Origin of the sequence: Lysinibacillus sp. FN11 (assembly GCF_024628845.1) — a bacterium.
GTDB lineage: Bacteria > Bacillota > Bacilli > Bacillales_A > Planococcaceae > Lysinibacillus > Lysinibacillus capsici.
This window is the reverse complement of sequence record NZ_CP102383.1, coordinates 2113220-2131393: the sequence shown is the minus strand read 5'-3', so window position 1 is coordinate 2131393 and position 18174 is coordinate 2113220. Positions and strand designations below refer to the sequence as shown.

Sequence of the window (18174 nt, the reverse complement as noted above, 5' to 3'; positions counted from 1 at the left end):
ACGAATTTTGTTTGACTAGGTATGGTGGTCATTTCAAAGGATGTTCAGTGTAAGGGCTTTGATTTCTAAAAACGGAGCAGACCATTATGGTAATGCTCTTTTTTTATTAATAATCTCAATAACCATCAAAAAGCATGGGGGTAAAAAGAAATGAAAAAAACAAAACGTAAAATAGCAATCATTACAGGTGCAAGCCACCCTCAAGATATTGGAACAGCTATTTGTAGAAGATTGGCTACGGACGGTGTCAATGTTTTTTTTACACACTGGCATGCTGATCGTAAGTGGATAGGAGAATTCAAACAGGAAATTTTGAGTATGGGTGTTTCATGTGAAGAAATGTCAATTGATTTAGCAGATTCTCAAGCTCCAAAAAGGATACTCCAAACGGTTTTCGAAAAACTAGGTGTACCTTCTATTTTAGTAAATAATGCTGCCCATTCAGCACAAGATGGTTATCTAGCGTTAGATGCTCAAACATTAGACGAACATTACGCGGTGAATATGAGGTCAACCTTACTACTTTGTGTGGAATTTGCACGTCTTTTTGAAAAAGCTAATTTAAATTCAGGGAGAATCATTAATATGACATCTGGTCAAGATTTAGGTCCTATGATGGGAGAGCTAGCCTATGTAGCAACGAAAGGGGCAATTTCAGCCTTTACTAGATCATTAGCACAGGAGCTAGCACCACTGGACATTACCGTCAATGCTGTCAATCCAGGGCCAACAGATTCTACATGGATGAATGATGAGATTAGGGGTTATCTGTTACCTAAATTTCCAATGGGTCGAATTGGGACACCACTGGATGTGGCCAAGGTGATTAGCTTTCTTGCTAGCGAGGAGGCTACATGGATAACTGGACAAATAATCCACTCAGAGGGCGGATTTCTACGAGGATAATTGAGATGAAAAGCCTTGCTACAGTTGTGGCAAGGTTTTTTACATGCTTATAAGTACGTAAAAAGGGTCACTCCCGAAAATGGAAATGACCAAGGTTTGTTAGGTGTGTTCGTTGGAGGAAAAAATCTTAAAGAACAGATACACTACTATTTTATTCGGTTAGTATAATAATTTCTAGGCTTTGAACCAGTATCTGAGTTTCTTCCTAAGGGCTTTATTTTTTCCCCTCATCAACACTTTTATATTCCTCCTACTTATGTATAGTAGTGCAAAAAGGTTGCTGTAGACCCACTCGATGTTGGGTTGTTATGATGATAATGTACGTAAGTGGGAGGTAAGTGAATTGGAAGCAGGAAGATATAATAATCTTAAATTAGGTGAACGTGGTGCCATCATCAGTATTATTGCATATATAATTTTATCCATCATAAAAGTTGGCATTGGTTACTTGAGTGGTTCAGAAGCTTTAAAAGCGGATGGATTGAATAATACGACAGATATTATTGCCTCTATTGCAGTACTCATTGGACTAAAGCTTTCACAAAAACCAGCAGATCATGATCATCGCTATGGTCATTGGAAAAGTGAAACCATTGCATCGATGGTCGCTTCCTTTATTATGATGGCCGTTGGTATTCAAGTATTGATCGGTGGTTTTTCTTCCATTTTTCAGGGTGGAAAAGAGTCGCCGGATATGGTTGCAGCCTATGTAGGGGTAGGATCAGCATTGGTGATGTATTTTGTCTATCGTTACAACAAACAATTGGCTGAAAAGATCAATAGTAAAGCCGTTATGGCTGCAGCTAAAGATAATTTGTCAGACGCTTGGGTAAGTATTGGAACCGCTGTAGGAATTTTGGGGTCACAACTACATATGCCTTGGTTAGATACGGTAACTGCGATCGTTGTAGGTTTCATCATTTGTAAAACAGCTTGGGAGATTTTCAAGGAAGCTTCTCATGAACTATCGGATGGATTTGATGAGAAAATTCTGCAAACATACAAAGAGATTATTTTAAAAATAGATGGCGTTAAAGGATTGAAAGAAATCAGAGGAAGAAATTATGGGAATAATGAGGTAATTGATGTCGTTATACTTGTAGATGCAAAGCTAGATATCACGAAAGCACATGATGTTGCTTCGGTTGTTGAAAAAAATATGGTGGAAGAGCAAGGAGTTTATGAAGTGCATGTCCATGTGGAGCCTAAGGATGCATAGGGCAATTAAGTCCTAAAATGTAATATTCAGCTTCAAAAAAATATACGGAATTAATGAGGTAAGGAATATCGCTATTGAAATACAAAAATAATTGCCTCTAGCTACGGGTTATCATACTGTTGGGCTAAAGGCTGATGGCACGATGTTAGCTGTTAGCAGGAATAATGAAGGCCAAGGTAATGTAGTTTCCAACTCCTCAATAAATAATCTGTAGCTACTTAATGGCGGTGAAATGACTAATTTTACCCCTTTAAATAAGTGGTATATGAAAGTTTTAGCCTTTCATTGATAAAAAATTTCACTTTACACTGGACTAATACGATTTTTTATCATATACTGTATGTAATAGAATCTTTCTTAAAGAAATAATAAATTCACATATTACAAAGAGTAATCGTGTTTTGTTAGTTACTTTTTGTAATATGTGAATTTTTTTCTTTGGAAGTTGTATGATTTTATTTAATAACATTATTGGAGGTCATTTAAATGACACAAGGTACAGTAAAATGGTTTAACGCAGAAAAAGGTTTTGGTTTCATCGAAGTAGAAGGCGGACAAGACGTATTCGCTCACTTCTCAGCTATCCAAGGTGAAGGTTTCAAATCACTTGAAGAAGGTCAAAAAGTTGAATTCACAGTTGAAGAAGGTCAACGTGGACCACAAGCTGCTAACATCGTTAAACTTTAATTTTTAAATGAAGAAAAACATTCTTAAATAGAGTGTTTTCAGTAGACAAAGTCGATTTTTTCGACTTTGTCTTTATTTTTTCTCATTACATTTCAAATCAAAATACATTTGTTACTTGCCTATCTCGACGAAAGAAGTGAGGATGTGAGGTTTTACCAAGAAAGGTCTACCATTTAATAAAGGATGTAAAAGTAACAGGAAGGAGTTTGTTCAGTATGACCTGTTTACATATCAAAACTACCTAAAACCATAAAATCTACAATAACACCACTTACTGGATTTTCTGATCCTAATACACTAATCCCTAATACTGTCACACCACTAATATTTGTAATATTAGCAGAGACATATTTCCCACTAATATTCTTCTCTCTCATTTGAACCCTCGGTCTTAAGTTTATCGTTGAATTTGTCGAGTATACACTTGCCACTGCATAGTCAATAGTAGATAAGAGCGGATTGCCATTAGCTAATGCATTGTCTGTAAAATATAATGTGGCTATTCCATTTGCATCAGAGGTAGCTTGTCCATAAACAATTCGCTTTACTTTTTTTGGATTTGCATCTCCTGCTTTAAACACCTGCATGACTGTTGGGGCAAGTGTAATAAAATCAATGCTCATAGGCATTCTCCTTTGTTATTTTTAGCCCTAATTATGCTTGATATATTCTATGAACTGTTTGTTAGATTAGTACACTGTGTGAATAACAAACTTGACATATGTAAGCTTCCTACATATATGCTTCTATGCTACAAAGTAAGTAGTAAAAAAGGGTCACCAAGGTGGGAGACGACCCTTTGATCCTAGTATGAATATTTGAGGATATTAGAAGGTAAATATTAATGATATAAGAAAGTAGCGCCAGCAATAATTAAAAGAATAAAGAGGACAACAATTAGAGCGAATGATAAATTATCATGCTTGCCATAGTTTGAACCGTAAACTTCATATCCCATATGAAAGTCCCTCCTTTCGAGAAGCTAGAATATGTAAAGTATAGAAAGCTTCAAGCCAAATAATCGAATTTAGAACGAGATATAAATAAATGAATAAATATTGAAGGGTCACTCGGCTGAAAGTGACCCTAAGTAACAATTCGGGAGGTACAGGTTAAACTAGATTAGCTTAACACTACTATTAATATGAAAAGTTAACTCATTGTGCATAGTTTATTGCCTTTAAAATAAAAATAAGACTATCACGGTCAACCAACGTCACAGCCTATGAAGTGTGCGATACAAATATAGTCTATTTATACATTCAAAAAGCTGCAGCGTCGCAAACGCTACAGCTAAAAATATTTTATTTTTCAGGCCAGGACTATATTCATTTGGCATCTCTGGCATAACAGGTAATGGGAATCCTTCTGGTGGAGGGGACACATTTAATTCTCCACCATTTCTACTTGGAGTTTGTGCTTAGAAGTTTTCCCCTAATCTACCCCTAAAGCATATCCCATCTATACGTACGTATCTACGAGTACTGTACTAAACTAAGGGAATGTTTATTTTTCAGGATAATTAACATGTAATGGTGGTGGTACAAGCCAGCCTTTATTTTTGTTTAAACGTAAAAGTTTTGCACCAAGTTGAGCTTTAGCCATATGGAATTGCCCATACATTAATGCGATGTCTTCACGAGTAGAAGTACCCATTGCCTGACTACATGCAACTAATCCAGCTGCTAGGTCAGCAGTAAGGGCAGCACTTATTTCTGGATCATTAAACTTAGCACCTGGAGGAATATCTTCAAGTCTTGCTACAGGTCTCTCAGGTGATGCAGGAGGTAGTGCAATCCCGTTTGTTTTTAGAATTTTTTCTAATTGCTTTACTTCTTCCCTGCATGTTTCGATGATATCTTCAATAATTTTTTTAAGATCTTCATCACCAGCATGATTATAAAATGTTTGATAGCCAGAAATGATGCCATAGTCTGCAATTAAACCCGACCACACACTAAATACCTCACCATAATGCAACGGTTCATCTTTTGGATTTCCACCAAGAATACCCATCTGTACACATCCTTTTCTTATTTTTCGCCGTTAAAGCTATGTTAGTATGGCTGAAAAAATAAGTAAAATTCACTTTTAATAAAATTTTTAATGTAAAAAATAAAAGAAGCCACAGAGAAAGAAATCTCTGCAGCTCTTTAAGTAGTGAGACACTACGCACTTATAGAATGGGTGTTTTTTGGTTATTTATACGTTTGATAGCTTTGAAAAAAATGAAAAGTATAGATTTTCTTAATAAGGCCACTTTAAAGCATATTGGAGGTGAGTGTTTTGTCAAAAGAAAAGCAAAAGAATGAAGCAGAGCAAGAAGAACTAGCAATGGAATTTAATCCTGAAGAATTAGAAGCGGTAAAAGAGGAACAAGAGCAAAAGAAAGAACAACCCTTCAATAAAAAAGAAAAGAAGTAAGAAGATAAGTATGCCATGCTGTGGCATTTCCATAAATAAAACTTCATTGTTGTGCTTGAACCTCCAATGACTTAATTGAAAGAAGATGATTTAAAATGGACAAGAATTTGAATTACGGGGAAGATTATAAATTTATCCCAGCAACTTCTGTTGGAAGCGGTGTAGGTATAGACATATTACCTGATTTATATCAATACACGATTCAAATTGTAAATATTGTACTTTATGGTGAACCCCAGATGAAAGATTTTGTGCTAATAGATGCGGGGATGCCCAAAAGTGCGGATGAGATCATTTCAGTTGTTGAAGAACGTTATGGTTCTAAGTCTCGACCGAAGGCAATTATACTGACTCACGGTCATTTTGATCATGTCGGAGGTATCATAGAATTAATAGAGATGTGGGATGTTCCTGTCTATGCGCATACATTGGAAATACCCTTTTTATCTGGAAAACAAAATTATCCAGAGCCTGATCCAACGGTCAATAACGGCTTGGTTGCTAAAATGTCACCTATTTTTCCAAATGAAGCTATAAATTTAGGTGGTAACCTCAAAGTTTTACCTTCTGATGGTAGTGTTCCATTTATGTCAGGTTTCCAATGGATTCATACGCCAGGCCATTCACCAGGGCATATATCTTTATTCCGTGAGAAGGATAAGGTGCTTATTGCTGGCGATGCATTTGTTACGGTCAAACAAGAATCTCTTTATAAGGTGATTACACAGACAAAAGAAATCAGTGGTCCCCCTCAATATTTTACAACAGATTGGCTGGCTGCTCGAGCATCTATTGAAAAATTAGCCATACTAAAACCTTCCGTTGCCATCACAGGGCACGGATTACCAATGAAGGGCGAAGAACTGACAAGCAATCTAAAAAAACTTGTCGATGATTTTGATCAAATCGCACTACCCAAGCAGGGTAAATATTTAAATTAATTAAGGAAAAAACAAAGAAAAAGCCGCAGCGTCGTCACACGCTACAGCCATTGTCTTGCCAATTTAGTCAGATGATTCATTATATCATAAATTATCAAATTGCAACTGTAGAATGAACATATTTGCATGACAAGACACAATCAATGGCCAAGTAGTTAATAGGAGCCTGTTTTGATAATAGCTATCAAAACAGGCTCCTTCTATGTATTTGAATGCCACAGCTCATTTCACGGTAAAATTTCCTTTAAACCCAAAAAAAGTGGTTGAACAAATTTTTTAATTGTGTATATAATGTTTATATAGTATATATACAATATAATTAATTGGTGGGGGGATTGTTTAAGTGGTAGGCACTGAAAAAGCGCATGAAAGTAATCTGTTAAAACGATGGATTATCACTATCTGTATATTTTTAATTGTTCAATTGATCTTTATTACGGTCGATGGCACTGCTCTGGAGCCGAACATGAACGATAGTAATAATTTAGTTGCCAGAATGGGAAGATGGATTTTGGATTCGAGGCTTTTCTCCGAATGGATAACACCTTATTCCTTTCCTTTTTTTAATATGTGCATCACAATCCATGTTATTGCTATACTGATTGCAGCACTAGGGAGTATTTTTTCAACGATATTCTCAAAAAAATAAAGAAGAGGGATTGGCATGCAAATAATTATTTCGAACAGTTCAAAGGAGCCAATTTATGAACAAATTACGAATCAAATTAAATCACTTATTTTAGCAGGTGAACTACAGGAGGGCACAGCCATACCATCCATGCGCAACCTCGCAAAGGATTTACAAATTAGTGTAATAACAACAAAACGGGCTTATGAGGAATTGGAGAAGGCAGGCTTTATCTATTCCATTGTTGGCAAAGGATCGTTTGTAGCGGAGCAAAATTTGGAGGTTATACGGGAAAAGAAGCTGAAGGTTATTGAGGAACAGCTGAGTGCGGTCATTGCGAATAGCAGAGAAATAGGCCTGTCACTTGAGGAGCTAAAGGAATTATTGAAGATTTTATACGAGGAGTGAAAGGGATGGAAAATGTAGTCGAGTTAAAGAATGTAACAAAGAGGTTCAAAGGCTTTTCCGTAAATCATATAAATTTACAGGTAAAGCGAGGCTTTGTAACGGGTTTCATTGGAGCGAATGGAGCGGGTAAGTCCACAACGATAAAAACGATGATGAATCTATTACGGCCAGATGCTGGAGAAGTTAAGCTTTTTGGATTGGACTACAAGACGCATGAGAAGGAGATTAAGCAGCGCATTGGGTTTGTATACGATGGCAATATATTTTTTGAAGGGTTGAACTTAAAAGATATAAAACGTATCGTTGCACCTGCTTACAAGCGATGGGACGATACATTATTTTATCAATACGTAGAACAATTCGAACTACCGCTTAACAAAGCAATCAAAACATTTTCAAAAGGGATGCAAATGAAGGCTTCATTGGCAATAGCCCTCTCACATCATGCAGAGCTAATCATTATGGATGAGCCAACAGCAGGATTAGATCCCATTTTTAGACGGGAGCTGTTAGATCTTTTACAGGAATTAATGGTTGATGGCAATCGCACCATTTTCTTTTCTACGCACATTACAACTGATTTAGATCGTATCGCAGATTACATAGCTTTTATACAGAAAGGGGAATTAGTATTTAATCAATCTATACACGATGTAGCTGAAAACTATGCCCTCGTTAAAGGCGAGTTGAATCTACTTGATAGAGACACTGAAAAAGCATTTGTTCATGTACATCGTGCATCTACAGGATTTGAAGCGTTAACGGATAATATCAAAGCAGCGAAAAATATTTTTGGAGACACAGTTATTATTGAACGTGCCTCTCTGGAAGATATCATGTATTACTTTAAAGGAGGCATCCATCATGCTTAACTTAATTAAACGCGATGTCATACTACAGAAAAGGCAGCTAGTACTTTTTATTCCTTTTATCTTAGTTTTTATTTTGGTGGGGACACCACCCGTTTTAATTTTTCTGGTCGCCAGTATTTTTATTCCCTTTAACACGTATGCATACGATGAAAAAGTTGAGACGAATATATTATTAAACTCCTTACCATACACACGTACAGAAATTATCGCATCCCGCTATCTTGGAGCGATTGCCTATATGATTTTATCCATAGGTGTTACAAGTCTAGCGCTTCTAGCTTTCAATAAACATTTTACGATATCTGACATTGCCATTGGTAGTGGCTTATTCTTACTATTTGCTGCGCTTACCTTCCCATTATTTCAGATATTTAAACAGGGTTATATTACAATTGTTATACTTATTAGCTTTATCCTCTTAACTTGGATTTCACGACCGATTGCATTGTATATGAATGAACACTTAACAACGATTAGTGATTTTGTAGATAACACATCCGTTACGGTTATATATACAGGGTCGACACTTTTCATTATGCTAATCTATATTATTTCTTGGGGGATTACACATATTATTTACCAACGAAAAGCCTTCTGATTGTGTGCTTTTGTTTACTCCTAGAAGATTACTTGAAAGTGGTCAAATTTAAAATTGAATGCAAGATGAATTTAAATGTCTAAATGCAAAAATTAATGAAGTAAAAAAGGTTATAACTGATAATCATCCTTATGAAGAACCTATAATAAATATAATTCCTTTATTAAACTAAAAATTCATGCAGTTAAAAAATGTATAGAATACCACTAATATAAGAAAAAGAATGAAAGCCTCCTTAGTCCTACAAATCGACATATTTAGGCGTGTTTACTTAGTATTTCGTTAGTGATTTTATAGTAACATTTGGTATATATACTGTAGGAGGTTTGATATGCCTGATTTATTACTCATTCTTTTTTTATTTAACTTTTCTTTATTTCTTCTGCACGAAATGGATGCAATAAGACGCTCTGAGTGGCGATTGTTTATAATACTTAAAGATTTGGAAGATTCAAAGGCTTATAAAGTATTCACTTTTATTCACCTGTTTCTTTACGTATTCATCCTTTCCTTACTTTTCAGTCAGTATCAAACCATCATTTTTGGGGTCCTTGATTTATTCTTCATTATTCATGCAATCCTGCATTTATTTTTTGAAAGGCATCCTCGAAATGAATTTAAAAATAGGTTTTCAAGATCCATTATTTATCCAATGGGGGTCCTTGCGGTAATACATTTAGCACTATTAATTAATATTTCGACTTAATTGTATTATAAACGAAGTTTTCAGCTAGTAATTTGCAGAAAATTATTCCAATTTGTTGGTTTTCTGCTTATTATAAAGATGGAGGTGATTATCAGATGTATAGTAATACGGCAAATATGTTGAAGCAAACGAACAATCTTATCAATGCATTGAAAAAATTGAAACAAAATCTATCTTTTGTGAAATTGTATATTAATAGCGATAGAATACTGGCTATCTATTTTTTAAGTAATGCGTATAGTGATTTTAATTTATTTAAAACAATTTATTTATCTGTAACACCTGGTGATCAAACGATTGATAAGTTTTTACAGGAGTATGAAAAATTCTTTGTAGAAGTGAATAAATACTTAGAGGTCTTTAATGATGATAGCGTTGTCGAGGATAGACTTCATAAGGAAGTTTTGTTTGCGATTAATGAATTAGAAAGATATTTGTTAAATCTGTTAGATGTGTATAGATAAAAAGTTAGACATTCCTTATTTCTGAGGGGTGTCTTTTATTTTAAAGAAACTTCTTAGATAAAGCCTCTCTGTTTATAGGGATAGTGTTAGAAAATGAATAAGGAATGGTAAGGGATGGGAGAATGATTAGAAAAATTGAAATGGGCTTGTTTGTAATTGGAGTAGTCATGGCCTTAATAGGTATGCCTTATTTATTGGGGTATTCAACGAATGCATGTTTAAAATATCCTCTCTATCTAGGGTTAATATTAATGGTTGCCACTATACCTGTAACCATATCCAAGAGAAAGTATAAGTAACAACAATGCCAAGGTACTCAAATTAATGTAGAGCCTAGGCATTTTTAGGTGATTTTTTTATCTAACGTACGTGTTTTTTCGAAATTTCAAATAAAAGAATGACCACAACCTAATAAAATGGTAAAGTATAGAAAAGTGAATGGAGAATTATGTAATGGAAAAATTGAAGAAGGTTGAATTAAAGCATTTTTCAAGTGAATATATGCAAGAACTGAACGCTTTTGTCCTTACTGAAGAGCAACAACAATTTTCTGCACTGCCGAGCAATTTTGAGGAAATTAATGAAGGACAGCATCGCATTGTAATTCTAAGTGAAAATACACCTGTTGGTTTCTTTCTCCTAAATTCTAATGAACGAGTTAAGAAATATTCTACGAATAGAAATGCGATGCTCTTATCTGCATTATCAATTAATCATACGGAACAAGGGAAGGGCTACGCAAAACAAGGAATGACATTACTAGTTGAGTTTGTTAAAGCAGAATTTCCTAATTGCGATGAAATTGTTTTAGTTGTAGACAAAGATAATATACCAGCACAGAAACTATATGTAAAAGTAGGGTTTGAAGATACGAATGAAAGGCTAATAGGACGTATCGGCGAAGAAATCATCATGAGGCAATTAATAAAATAAAGATGGACCACAATCGTTACCAGAGTTTATGCTACATTTCGTAGATGAACTCTGGTTTTATGTTCTGGGGGAAATGTCGCATCCATTCTTGAAAAAGAGTTTCATCGTTCAAGGTCAACAAAGGAAATTATTTAAAATAGCCTAATTAAAATTACACCAGCTATCATCACCATTAAACCAATTATTTGTAAAGGTTGAATTCGATTCTTTATCGAGTTAAACAATCCGAATTGCTGTACCAGTAGGCTACCAGTGATTTGACCGAATAAAGCAAGGACTACAGTTTGGCCATTTCCAATTTGATTGACAAGAAACACATTGATTAGAACATAAGATCCTCCTAAGATCCCGCCAATCCATATCCACCAAGGAGCAGATTGTTTAAAAGGCTCTTTAATATTTGTGTAAGAACGATCCTTTAACCCAACAATCATAATCAAGGTAATAGTACCAACAAAGAATGAAACAAGGGCTGCATGAGAAGAAGAGTGAAGAACTTTACCTAATTGCCCATTAACAGCAATTTGGATAGCTAGTAACATTCCTGCTAGAATGCCTACTATTCGCCAAATCCATTGATTTAACATCCTCTCCTTATTTATTTGAGGTGAATACTGCTCATTTTTCTTTCTTCGTATAGCTGTTGCTACAAAGACACCGATTAAGACTAACGATATACCAAAGATTCGATTCCATCCAAAGGAATATTGTGTGGAGTTAAACCATCCATTATGATCGATTAACATACTCATGAGAGTCATTCCAAAGATCGGTAGGATGGCCGTTTGCACACTTCCCAATTTAGGAAACAGAAGAATGTTAGTAGTTATCGCAATAGCGCCACCAATTCCCCCAACCATATATAGATAGGTTGGTTCAACAATAAATCTAATGGAATCCCCAGTGATGAACCACTACTTACTAATGTAATAGTTAAGAAGATGACACCAATAGCGAAGGAGATCATGGAAGCTAAAAAAGGAGAAATCACAAACTTTCTTAATTGAGCATTAATGGCTGTTTGCACAGCAAAAATAGCTCCAATACTTATAGCCAAAAGTACGGCAAACATAAAAATTCATCACAACCTTTGTTGAAGAAATGTAAAACAACGCATGATTGATTATATCAAAGTAAGTGTTGAATTTTATAAAGTTAAGCATTGAACGCTTAGTAGGAAATAGATTTTATTAATGATGTCGAACGTCACCAGTTTAAGCACATTAAAGTTGACGAAGAAATGATGTTTCATGTATAGAAGCGGTTAAGAAATAGAGCTTTATGTTAATAAAGTATAGTGTAATCTCTTCATATTCTGTATATTGGTGTATGAGGAGGAGATTTAATGGCAAGAAAATGGATACTACCATTATTTTTATTACTAGGTGTTTTGATCTCTGGTTGTAGTGAGGGCCAGGAAAAAGGTAGCAAAGATGGTGGAGATGTAGAAGTAACTATTCCAGCTATATTTTTTGAGGGTCAGGACATTGATTCTGTTATTTCAAAGGCAAAAAGCAGTGGGATGAAGGAAGTCAGTAAGAATGAGGATGGTTCTTTAACTTATAAAATGTCTGAAACAGAACATAAAGAAATGATGAAAGGTTTAAAAGAAGGCATTCTAGCAAGTGTAGATGAGCTTAAAGCAAGTGAAGAGTTCAAATCTATTAAAGATGTAACCTATGACAAGTCTTTTTCAGAATTCACTTTATCTGTAAACAAAGAAGAATTTGATAATAGTCTTGACACAATGGCCTCATTAGGACTAGCTTTAACAGGTATGTACTATCAATTATTTAATGGTGTGGATGAAAAGGATTATAAAGTCAAAGTAATTTTTAAAGATGAATCAAATGGAGATGTAATTAACACGATAGTTTATCCAGATGATTTAAACAAGAAAAATTAATCGGAAGAGCACCTAACATAGGTGTTCTTTTTAAATGCTTTGAGTGCAATCGAGTTGTGCAGTAGTAGTTGTTCCTGATTCTTGATTGCTTTTTATTTTTGCAAAGGTTTTGTGTTCAAAGTAGAATGTCAGCAGCAAATTCTTAATGCACACATGAATAGGCATAAGAAAATGATAGAATTTGTTTTGAAAAACGACTGACGATAGCATAGTTGTAAGTAGAGATAGACCTAAATGATTCCACAAAGCCCAGATACTCATTAATTTTGAGCCTGGAATTTATACTTATTTAACTTGTAGTCCCTTTTATTATTCTCAAGATCTGCTGAAGGAGCTATCTAAAGAAATTTTTAATAGCATCCATACGAATTTTGCTATAACATTCTTCGCAACGAAAAATCTTATCGGTTCTTTCCTTTAACTGTCTGAATCTCAGTGACCCCTCGTATACTTTGAATTTATTTCTACAACTAGAACAAATTACCTCATAGTAATGCATAGCTATCCTCCTCAAGTTTTCTGACATATTATTTTTTAGTTGATTTAACGAATATTGTAATTAGTTCTCTCGTATATTCCTCAACATTTAACTGGGGATTTCTCATTAATTCAATAGTGAAACCGTCAATGGAATTTCTTATCGCTAACGCCATTACTCTTGAACCCAATTTGGTGAATTCTCGGAAAACACCCGCGTGCATTCCTAGTGTAAGTATGTTTTCTATGGGAAGAAAAATAGCATCATCATGGTCCGCCGCAAATCGAAGTTTGCCATCAGCAGTTCTTTCATTAGAAACAATTTCAATGACAGCGAAAACATGTTGCCGATTTTCATCTATGAATCTAATATTTGATTCAATATAAACGCTAAGCATATCTAAAGGAGATTTTTGATTTTCTATTAGAGGAGCAGTATAAGCTTGACATGCCATATAGTAATCATAAATTACTTGCTCTAATAATTCCCCCTTGCTTGCAAAGTGATAGGAGATAACCCCCTTACTGATTTGTGCACGCTTTGCAATTTGACCTAAAGAAGCTTGAGCGTAACCCACCTCTGCAATGGTTTCAATAGCACATTCCACAATTTGAGTTCTACGAGCTTTTTCAATAAATGACTTTTCTTTTTGATTAGTTGTTTTATTTTTTTACTCATGCATTTATTTTAGCACGGTTGTACTAATCAATCGATTAAAAAAACATTTAGGGAGATTCCTAAATGGAGGCTTTTCTTTTACTTCGAATTTAAACCAAAGCTTGTTCAAGGCTGTTGACATGGAGTCGGCTCCATCTTTTAAGATGAATGAAATCAAAGAATGGAGTGATGGAGATGATAATTTTTACGATTATACTAATTGGGTTGTACGCAGTTTTAATAGGAGTAGCAGGGATAAAAAAATGGAAAGAAGTTGGATTTGAAGTACGAACATTCATATTTGTTATCGTATCGATAAGTATTCTCTTAATACTATGTATACCAAACAAAGGTTGGTTATTTATATTACTGATAATTGCATTTATCTTGTTACATATACTAGCAGTTACAGAAGGGAGGTTAACACATGGACGAATTACTTTCAGCCATCATATCATTCGTTTGATTTTCCATTGTATAATTGCCCTAATGGTTTATAAATTTATATTATAGAAGGGGATCATAATGAAAATTGGTGAATTTGCAATATGTACTGGTCTTAGTAAAGATACGATACGTTATTATGAAAAAATGAAATTATTGCATCCAGAAATTAAAAATAAGCACCGCAATTATAACAAGAAAGACATTGATACAGTGGAAGCAATCCTTAAACTTAAACAAACGGGATTTACTCTTCAAGAAATCAAAATGCTTTTTGATTGGTCGGGAAATATTGATCAAAATAAAAAACTGACAAAAGAAGAAATACAAAACCTGCTTGAAATAAAAGTTATATTCCAAGAAAAGTATGAGCAGATGATACAAAGAGAACATCAGATTAAACAAATTAAACAAGTTTTATTAAATACAGATAATAAAATAAAACAAATTTTAGAGAAAAATAAAGAAGAAAATTGTTGGTTTTAATGAGGTGTTTAGAAAATAAAGGATTAGAATATACCAATAACTAAAGCTGTTTGACGTTCTAATTGAACGTTTGAAACGAACGTCTGAAGATGAGAAACAATATTTTAAGCTGCTTCTATTTAGTTATTTCTAAAAGTGTTGTTCCTTCAACTTATCGAGAAGGTTAGTACAAGAAGGAATAGTAGAATATCACGTTGAAATAGAAAAAATATAGAGTTCCACAAGTAGAAATAAATTATTAAGGAGGATGTATTTGTGACTAGCCATGACTACAAATCACCAATAAAAAACAGAATTGGAGGTGTATTTGTTCCAGTTCGTAACCTAGAGAAAGCAAAAGAATGGTACAGAAAAATACTAGGTTTGGAAGGGGGAGAAGAATATTTTGGACATTTATTCGTGGTACCTATGAAAGGTACAGCTGGATTAATTTTAGATTCCATGCCAAAGTGGAGAAAAGAAGATGGTGATATTTCCACTTACCAAGTTCCGTCAATTCAGCTTTTGACCGATGATATTGAAGCTTCTTATCAATTTATGAAAGAGAATAATGTTGAACTTGTTACAGAGATTCAGGATAATTTTTATTTTGTGTTCAAAGATTTAGATGGCAATTTACTAATGATTTGTAAAGAAGCTTCTTAAAAAGATGTGAACATTGCCTTTGGGACTTACTAAATAAATCAAACCTTATTGAGTTGATCTACAGTCTGCTAAAACTACTGGAGGTATTAATAAAACAGAAAGATTACGAAAGAAAGTGGTGCTTCAATAGCAACTGAATATGCATTGTACAAACTGAGGTACAAAAGTGCGCGTACCGCAGTTAAATACATTTAGATACGCTTCGTTAGACAGGTATAGAAACCCCTTGATATCAAAGGGGTGGGGAGGTTCGGTGTAAACCGTACCTCAATTTGTACCCCACTTTTAATATTTTTAGAGAGATTGATCAAAATGAAAGAATTGACGCATTACTTGCAACGGACCAGTCTGTGGAATTGCAGATTTATAAAAATTAGAAGATAGTCTATAACAATGAAAGCAAAACAACAAAAATATCCAAGATTTTATGATATTTTGTTCAGAAGTTGTACAGGTAGAAGTGTTAATCTACAAAAGCAATACTCCGACGACAAAAAAGCCCAGGTACTCAATTAATTTTGAGCCTGGATTTTTTTGTATTTAATATTTTATCATTAAAAAATTAACGAGTTATATATAAATCTTAGCTTTATAGTATTTAGAAGAAAGAATTTAATCACTATCAAATAACAAAATATTTTTATTTTCATAAATTTTACCTTGCTAAAGAGCAAACACTTGTTCTATTATAAGTACAAACGAATGTTCTGAAAAAGGAGAGGTCAAAATGGCGAAAATATATAATTTTCCAACTAAAACATTTCGAGATATAACAAAAGAAAGAGTCGATGTTGTAACTATTGCTTCTGGTTTTATGGGTGGCGTTGTAAAGGTATATGAATGTGAAGGGACAGTCATTATTCATAGTGAAAATAAGAAATCTAGCCATGCTAGTATTTCAAATGATCTTGGTCAGGTTAAAGAATGGGAGATTAGATATACAATAGAACATATTTTAAAAAGAGGCATTACAGAGGTGAATATAAAAGTTAGTAATACAGGAGTTGTTCATATTCGTAATAAAGAAATTAATTTACTTTCTCAGTAAAGTCAGGTCACTTATAAAAATATGAGTACTGGTTATATCGTTAATAGTCTTTTTTAAACGTAGATGGCAACTATCACTTCGACTTTTAGAGGCTTTTTAAATTGTTCCTGCTAACTCTGATAGCAAGTAATTATCAAATTGCTTGGAATGATCATGTACAAGAAATAACAGGTCAATTGGAGTTAAATATCTAAGAGATATTGTTCTGTAAAGTTATTTAACTTTTAGAGGTTTTACAAAGAATGAAATGAACATAACAGAAACCCCTATAGCAATGAGTAGTATTGCAATAGATTTATTTGAAATAAATCTATTGTATTCTAGGGCACCTGTTAATCTCGCTGATCCGATTGAAAGTGATACGATGCCTAAAACAAATATGATATGTCCAATTTTAGAATGTGTTTTCATTTTATAACAACTCCTGATATTTAGGTAATGACTTACGAAATAATAACATGATTAGGTAATATTTGAAAATGTGGTTTGGTTTGATTATTGCACAATATGAGTATTTGATGTTGATGGAGGAAGTACAAAATTGCGAAAGTCAATATGGGCTGTCAGTAAATTGATATGAATTGATAATAAAGGAGTATGTTTTATGAAACCATTTATGTTACGTCATAAGCTGGGGTGGCTACCTAGCAAATTAGAGTATCGCAGAACCTATACCATAGGTTTTAAAGTTGAAACATACGATAGTTATACTTTCAAGCTAACAAAGAATAGTAAGTATGTAAGATTAGTAAATAACAATAAAGAAATGGTTGTTAGGAAAAGAGAATTAAAGAGATATTTCAAGGATGGTTGTTTACAGTTTCTAACTACACAATATGAGGAAGGTGCTTGAAAGATAGTAAACTATTAACCTTTTTCTTTTTTTGGTTTAACAAAGTAAGAAATGAACATTACAAAAACGCCAATAGGTATGTATAGTAGTGCAACAGATTGATTTGGAATAACTGAATCATATTCAAGGAAACCAGATAATCTTCCCACTCCAGTTATCATCAAAGTAATACCGAAAATAAATATGATATATCTATTTGTAGAATGTATTTTCAACGCATAACAACCCCCGAGGCTTCCTAATAATTTATATAAGGATAACATAAAGTGGTAAATATTGCATTATTCAGATTGATTCAATTATACATTATGAATATGCAAAAAAAAACACGTTCACTTGTACGTGTAGAAACGAGCAATTGAGACAACTAATCATTAAGAGTTTCAAATCAAAATGACAATAATATTAGGATAATGCTCATGTGCGCCAAGTATTGCTTTCGTTTTGGCTGAAATTATAGGGAAATTTGCAGGGTTATTACATTTTAATCACCAACCATTTGCTGTCCTTTCGAATACAAATCAGTTGATAGAAAAAGAATAAATAATTCATTTCCAAGTGATCATACCATATTATTTTTTTCATTCTGTATGTCCCTTTGGTTATTGAAAAAAGGAAAATGGATTCTATGGATTTTGCTTGCTATATTAGTCTGAATTTCACGTATTTGGATAGGAGTTCATTATCCTTTAGAGGTAATTGTAGGTGCTCTTATTGGAATTATTTCTGCAATAATCATTTATTTTACACTTTCGAAATTAACACTAAGGGAGAGGAACTACAGGCTGTTAGAAAAGTTAGAGTAAGAACCACGCTAGAAGCGGCTAATGTTAACGATAAGCAAGGTGCAAAAAATAGAAGAAATGGTGCA

General features: G+C 33.8%; 26 protein-coding genes and 2 pseudogenes. 19 read left to right on the top strand and 9 right to left on the bottom strand.

Going from position 1 to position 18174, the window contains the following annotated elements; translation table 11 throughout:
• Positions 1-150 precede the first annotated feature (150 nt).
• The 4 genes from NP781_RS11515 to NP781_RS11505 all read left to right on the top strand — a co-directional run bounded on the left by NP781_RS11515 (position 151) and on the right by NP781_RS11505 (position 2812).
• Positions 151-906 carry an SDR family oxidoreductase gene (locus tag NP781_RS11515; RefSeq protein WP_257522332.1) on the top strand — a complete coding sequence of 252 codons (756 nt, stop codon included), beginning with the start codon at positions 151-153 and terminating at the stop codon, positions 904-906.
• Between the two features lie 343 nt (positions 907-1249).
• Positions 1250-2125, top strand: coding sequence for a cation diffusion facilitator family transporter (locus NP781_RS11510; RefSeq protein ID WP_306831947.1), 876 nt, complete (start codon positions 1250-1252; stop codon positions 2123-2125).
• Positions 2126-2216: 91 nt separating this feature from the next.
• Entirely contained in the window at positions 2217-2339 is a 123-nt protein-coding gene (locus NP781_RS25640) for a hypothetical protein (protein WP_341275683.1), read from the top strand.
• Positions 2340-2611: 272 nt separating this feature from the next.
• Positions 2612-2812, top strand: a complete 201-nt coding sequence (locus NP781_RS11505; RefSeq protein ID WP_004225195.1) for a cold-shock protein — start codon at positions 2612-2614, stop codon at positions 2810-2812.
• Between the two features lie 224 nt (positions 2813-3036).
• Here NP781_RS11505 and NP781_RS11500 read toward each other — a convergent pair whose 3' ends face one another.
• The 4 genes and pseudogenes from NP781_RS11500 to NP781_RS11485 form a co-directional block, all read right to left on the bottom strand.
• Positions 3037-3435 carry a hypothetical protein gene (locus NP781_RS11500; RefSeq protein WP_257522330.1) on the bottom strand — a complete coding sequence of 133 codons (399 nt, stop codon included), beginning with the start codon at positions 3433-3435 and terminating at the stop codon, positions 3037-3039.
• Between the two features lie 218 nt (positions 3436-3653).
• Entirely contained in the window at positions 3654-3770 is a 117-nt protein-coding gene (locus tag NP781_RS11495; RefSeq protein WP_004225198.1) for a YjcZ family sporulation protein, read from the bottom strand.
• Positions 3771-4118: 348 nt separating this feature from the next.
• Positions 4119-4226, bottom strand: a pseudogene (locus NP781_RS11490) (manganese catalase family protein); the annotation flags it as partial.
• A 92-nt stretch (positions 4227-4318) separates the two neighbouring features.
• Complete coding sequence (locus tag NP781_RS11485) at positions 4319-4828, bottom strand: DUF3231 family protein (RefSeq protein WP_257522329.1); 510 nt, start codon at positions 4826-4828, stop codon at positions 4319-4321.
• 270 nt (positions 4829-5098) lie between these two features.
• Between NP781_RS11485 and NP781_RS11480 the strand changes: the two genes are divergently transcribed.
• From NP781_RS11480 to NP781_RS11440, 9 genes are all read left to right on the top strand, one after another.
• On the top strand, positions 5099-5236 hold the full coding sequence (locus NP781_RS11480) for a hypothetical protein (RefSeq protein WP_221682930.1): 138 nt from the start codon (positions 5099-5101) through the stop codon (positions 5234-5236).
• Positions 5237-5331: 95 nt separating this feature from the next.
• Positions 5332-6177 carry an MBL fold metallo-hydrolase gene (locus NP781_RS11475; protein ID WP_257522328.1) on the top strand — a complete coding sequence of 282 codons (846 nt, stop codon included), beginning with the start codon at positions 5332-5334 and terminating at the stop codon, positions 6175-6177.
• A gap of 343 nt (positions 6178-6520) precedes the next feature.
• Positions 6521-6826, top strand: a complete 306-nt coding sequence (locus NP781_RS11470; RefSeq protein ID WP_257522327.1) for a YfzA family protein — start codon at positions 6521-6523, stop codon at positions 6824-6826.
• Positions 6827-6841: 15 nt separating this feature from the next.
• Positions 6842-7213 carry a GntR family transcriptional regulator gene (locus NP781_RS11465; RefSeq protein ID WP_036076388.1) on the top strand — a complete coding sequence of 124 codons (372 nt, stop codon included), beginning with the start codon at positions 6842-6844 and terminating at the stop codon, positions 7211-7213.
• 5 nt (positions 7214-7218) lie between these two features.
• Positions 7219-8085 carry an ABC transporter ATP-binding protein gene (locus NP781_RS11460; protein WP_004225204.1) on the top strand — a complete coding sequence of 289 codons (867 nt, stop codon included), beginning with the start codon at positions 7219-7221 and terminating at the stop codon, positions 8083-8085.
• Positions 8078-8683: an ABC-2 transporter permease gene (locus NP781_RS11455; protein WP_221682928.1), complete on the top strand. Its 606-nt coding sequence runs from the start codon at positions 8078-8080 to the stop codon at positions 8681-8683. Before NP781_RS11460 ends, NP781_RS11455 begins: the two co-directional genes overlap by 8 nt.
• 331 nt (positions 8684-9014) lie before the next feature.
• On the top strand, positions 9015-9389 hold the full coding sequence (locus NP781_RS11450) for a DUF6713 family protein (protein ID WP_257522326.1): 375 nt from the start codon (positions 9015-9017) through the stop codon (positions 9387-9389).
• Between the two features lie 95 nt (positions 9390-9484).
• Complete coding sequence (locus NP781_RS11445; protein ID WP_048392639.1) at positions 9485-9853, top strand: hypothetical protein; 369 nt, start codon at positions 9485-9487, stop codon at positions 9851-9853.
• 453 nt (positions 9854-10306) lie between these two features.
• Positions 10307-10786, top strand: a complete 480-nt coding sequence (locus NP781_RS11440; protein ID WP_257522325.1) for a GNAT family N-acetyltransferase — start codon at positions 10307-10309, stop codon at positions 10784-10786.
• Positions 10787-10917: 131 nt separating this feature from the next.
• Here the strand turns inward: NP781_RS11440 and NP781_RS11435 are convergent, their stop codons facing one another.
• Together NP781_RS11435 and NP781_RS11430 are read right to left on the bottom strand one after the other, a co-directional pair.
• Positions 10918-11328 (bottom strand): DMT family transporter, encoded by a 411-nt coding sequence (locus NP781_RS11435; protein WP_257522531.1) that lies wholly within the window; start codon positions 11326-11328, stop codon positions 10918-10920.
• A gap of 168 nt (positions 11329-11496) precedes the next feature.
• Positions 11497-11858, bottom strand: a pseudogene (locus NP781_RS11430) (DMT family transporter); the annotation flags it as partial.
• Positions 11859-12131: 273 nt separating this feature from the next.
• On the opposite strand from NP781_RS11430, the gene NP781_RS11425 reads away from it, so the two are divergent.
• Positions 12132-12692: a hypothetical protein gene (locus NP781_RS11425; RefSeq protein ID WP_257522324.1), complete on the top strand. Its 561-nt coding sequence runs from the start codon at positions 12132-12134 to the stop codon at positions 12690-12692.
• A gap of 334 nt (positions 12693-13026) precedes the next feature.
• Here the strand turns inward: NP781_RS11425 and NP781_RS11420 are convergent, their stop codons facing one another.
• Together NP781_RS11420 and NP781_RS11415 are read right to left on the bottom strand one after the other, a co-directional pair.
• Positions 13027-13191, bottom strand: a complete 165-nt coding sequence (locus tag NP781_RS11420) for a DUF2197 domain-containing protein (RefSeq protein ID WP_257522323.1) — start codon at positions 13189-13191, stop codon at positions 13027-13029.
• Positions 13192-13219: 28 nt separating this feature from the next.
• Positions 13220-13780, bottom strand: a complete 561-nt coding sequence (locus NP781_RS11415) for a TetR/AcrR family transcriptional regulator (RefSeq protein WP_257522530.1) — start codon at positions 13778-13780, stop codon at positions 13220-13222.
• A 572-nt stretch (positions 13781-14352) separates the two neighbouring features.
• Between NP781_RS11415 and NP781_RS11410 the strand changes: the two genes are divergently transcribed.
• The 3 genes from NP781_RS11410 (at position 14353) to NP781_RS11400 (ending at position 16450) form a co-directional block, all read left to right on the top strand.
• Positions 14353-14757: a helix-turn-helix domain-containing protein gene (locus NP781_RS11410; RefSeq protein ID WP_257522322.1), complete on the top strand. Its 405-nt coding sequence runs from the start codon at positions 14353-14355 to the stop codon at positions 14755-14757.
• 255 nt (positions 14758-15012) lie between these two features.
• On the top strand, positions 15013-15402 hold the full coding sequence (locus NP781_RS11405; RefSeq protein WP_009370423.1) for a VOC family protein: 390 nt from the start codon (positions 15013-15015) through the stop codon (positions 15400-15402).
• Positions 15403-16129: 727 nt separating this feature from the next.
• Complete coding sequence (locus NP781_RS11400) at positions 16130-16450, top strand: DUF1827 family protein (protein ID WP_221682921.1); 321 nt, start codon at positions 16130-16132, stop codon at positions 16448-16450.
• Between the two features lie 213 nt (positions 16451-16663).
• Here the strand turns inward: NP781_RS11400 and NP781_RS11395 are convergent, their stop codons facing one another.
• On the bottom strand, positions 16664-16861 hold the full coding sequence (locus NP781_RS11395; RefSeq protein ID WP_257522321.1) for a hypothetical protein: 198 nt from the start codon (positions 16859-16861) through the stop codon (positions 16664-16666).
• A 193-nt stretch (positions 16862-17054) separates the two neighbouring features.
• On the opposite strand from NP781_RS11395, the gene NP781_RS11390 reads away from it, so the two are divergent.
• On the top strand, positions 17055-17303 hold the full coding sequence (locus NP781_RS11390; RefSeq protein WP_004225224.1) for a hypothetical protein: 249 nt from the start codon (positions 17055-17057) through the stop codon (positions 17301-17303).
• 656 nt (positions 17304-17959) lie between these two features.
• Positions 17960-18109: a phosphatase PAP2 family protein gene (locus NP781_RS25635; protein ID WP_373880554.1), complete on the top strand. Its 150-nt coding sequence runs from the start codon at positions 17960-17962 to the stop codon at positions 18107-18109.
• The last annotated feature ends 65 nt before the right edge of the window (positions 18110-18174 follow it).

Excerpts from the sequence above, each read along its gene's own strand:
- NP781_RS11515 (WP_257522332.1), top strand. The coding sequence starts at position 151 with ATGAAAAAAACAAAACGTAAAATAGCAATCATTACAGGTGCAAGCCAC.
- NP781_RS11505 (WP_004225195.1), top strand. The coding sequence starts at position 2,612 with ATGACACAAGGTACAGTAAAATGGTTTAACGCAGAAAAAGGTTTTGGT.
- NP781_RS11500 (WP_257522330.1), bottom strand. The coding sequence starts at position 3,435 with ATGAGCATTGATTTTATTACACTTGCCCCAACAGTCATGCAGGTGTTT.
- NP781_RS11495 (WP_004225198.1), bottom strand. The coding sequence starts at position 3,770 with ATGGGATATGAAGTTTACGGTTCAAACTATGGCAAGCATGATAATTTA.
- NP781_RS11485 (WP_257522329.1), bottom strand. The coding sequence starts at position 4,828 with ATGGGTATTCTTGGTGGAAATCCAAAAGATGAACCGTTGCATTATGGT.
- NP781_RS11475 (WP_257522328.1), top strand. The coding sequence starts at position 5,332 with ATGGACAAGAATTTGAATTACGGGGAAGATTATAAATTTATCCCAGCA.
- NP781_RS11465 (WP_036076388.1), top strand. The coding sequence starts at position 6,842 with ATGCAAATAATTATTTCGAACAGTTCAAAGGAGCCAATTTATGAACAA.
- NP781_RS11460 (WP_004225204.1), top strand. The coding sequence starts at position 7,219 with ATGGAAAATGTAGTCGAGTTAAAGAATGTAACAAAGAGGTTCAAAGGC.
- NP781_RS11455 (WP_221682928.1), top strand. The coding sequence starts at position 8,078 with ATGCTTAACTTAATTAAACGCGATGTCATACTACAGAAAAGGCAGCTA.
- NP781_RS11450 (WP_257522326.1), top strand. The coding sequence starts at position 9,015 with ATGCCTGATTTATTACTCATTCTTTTTTTATTTAACTTTTCTTTATTT.
- NP781_RS11445 (WP_048392639.1), top strand. The coding sequence starts at position 9,485 with ATGTATAGTAATACGGCAAATATGTTGAAGCAAACGAACAATCTTATC.
- NP781_RS11440 (WP_257522325.1), top strand. The coding sequence starts at position 10,307 with ATGGAAAAATTGAAGAAGGTTGAATTAAAGCATTTTTCAAGTGAATAT.
- NP781_RS11435 (WP_257522531.1), bottom strand. The coding sequence starts at position 11,328 with ATGTTACTAGCTATCCAAATTGCTGTTAATGGGCAATTAGGTAAAGTT.
- NP781_RS11425 (WP_257522324.1), top strand. The coding sequence starts at position 12,132 with ATGGCAAGAAAATGGATACTACCATTATTTTTATTACTAGGTGTTTTG.
- NP781_RS11420 (WP_257522323.1), bottom strand. The coding sequence starts at position 13,191 with ATGCATTACTATGAGGTAATTTGTTCTAGTTGTAGAAATAAATTCAAA.
- NP781_RS11410 (WP_257522322.1), top strand. The coding sequence starts at position 14,353 with ATGAAAATTGGTGAATTTGCAATATGTACTGGTCTTAGTAAAGATACG.
- NP781_RS11400 (WP_221682921.1), top strand. The coding sequence starts at position 16,130 with ATGGCGAAAATATATAATTTTCCAACTAAAACATTTCGAGATATAACA.
- NP781_RS11395 (WP_257522321.1), bottom strand. The coding sequence starts at position 16,861 with ATGAAAACACATTCTAAAATTGGACATATCATATTTGTTTTAGGCATC.
- NP781_RS11390 (WP_004225224.1), top strand. The coding sequence starts at position 17,055 with ATGAAACCATTTATGTTACGTCATAAGCTGGGGTGGCTACCTAGCAAA.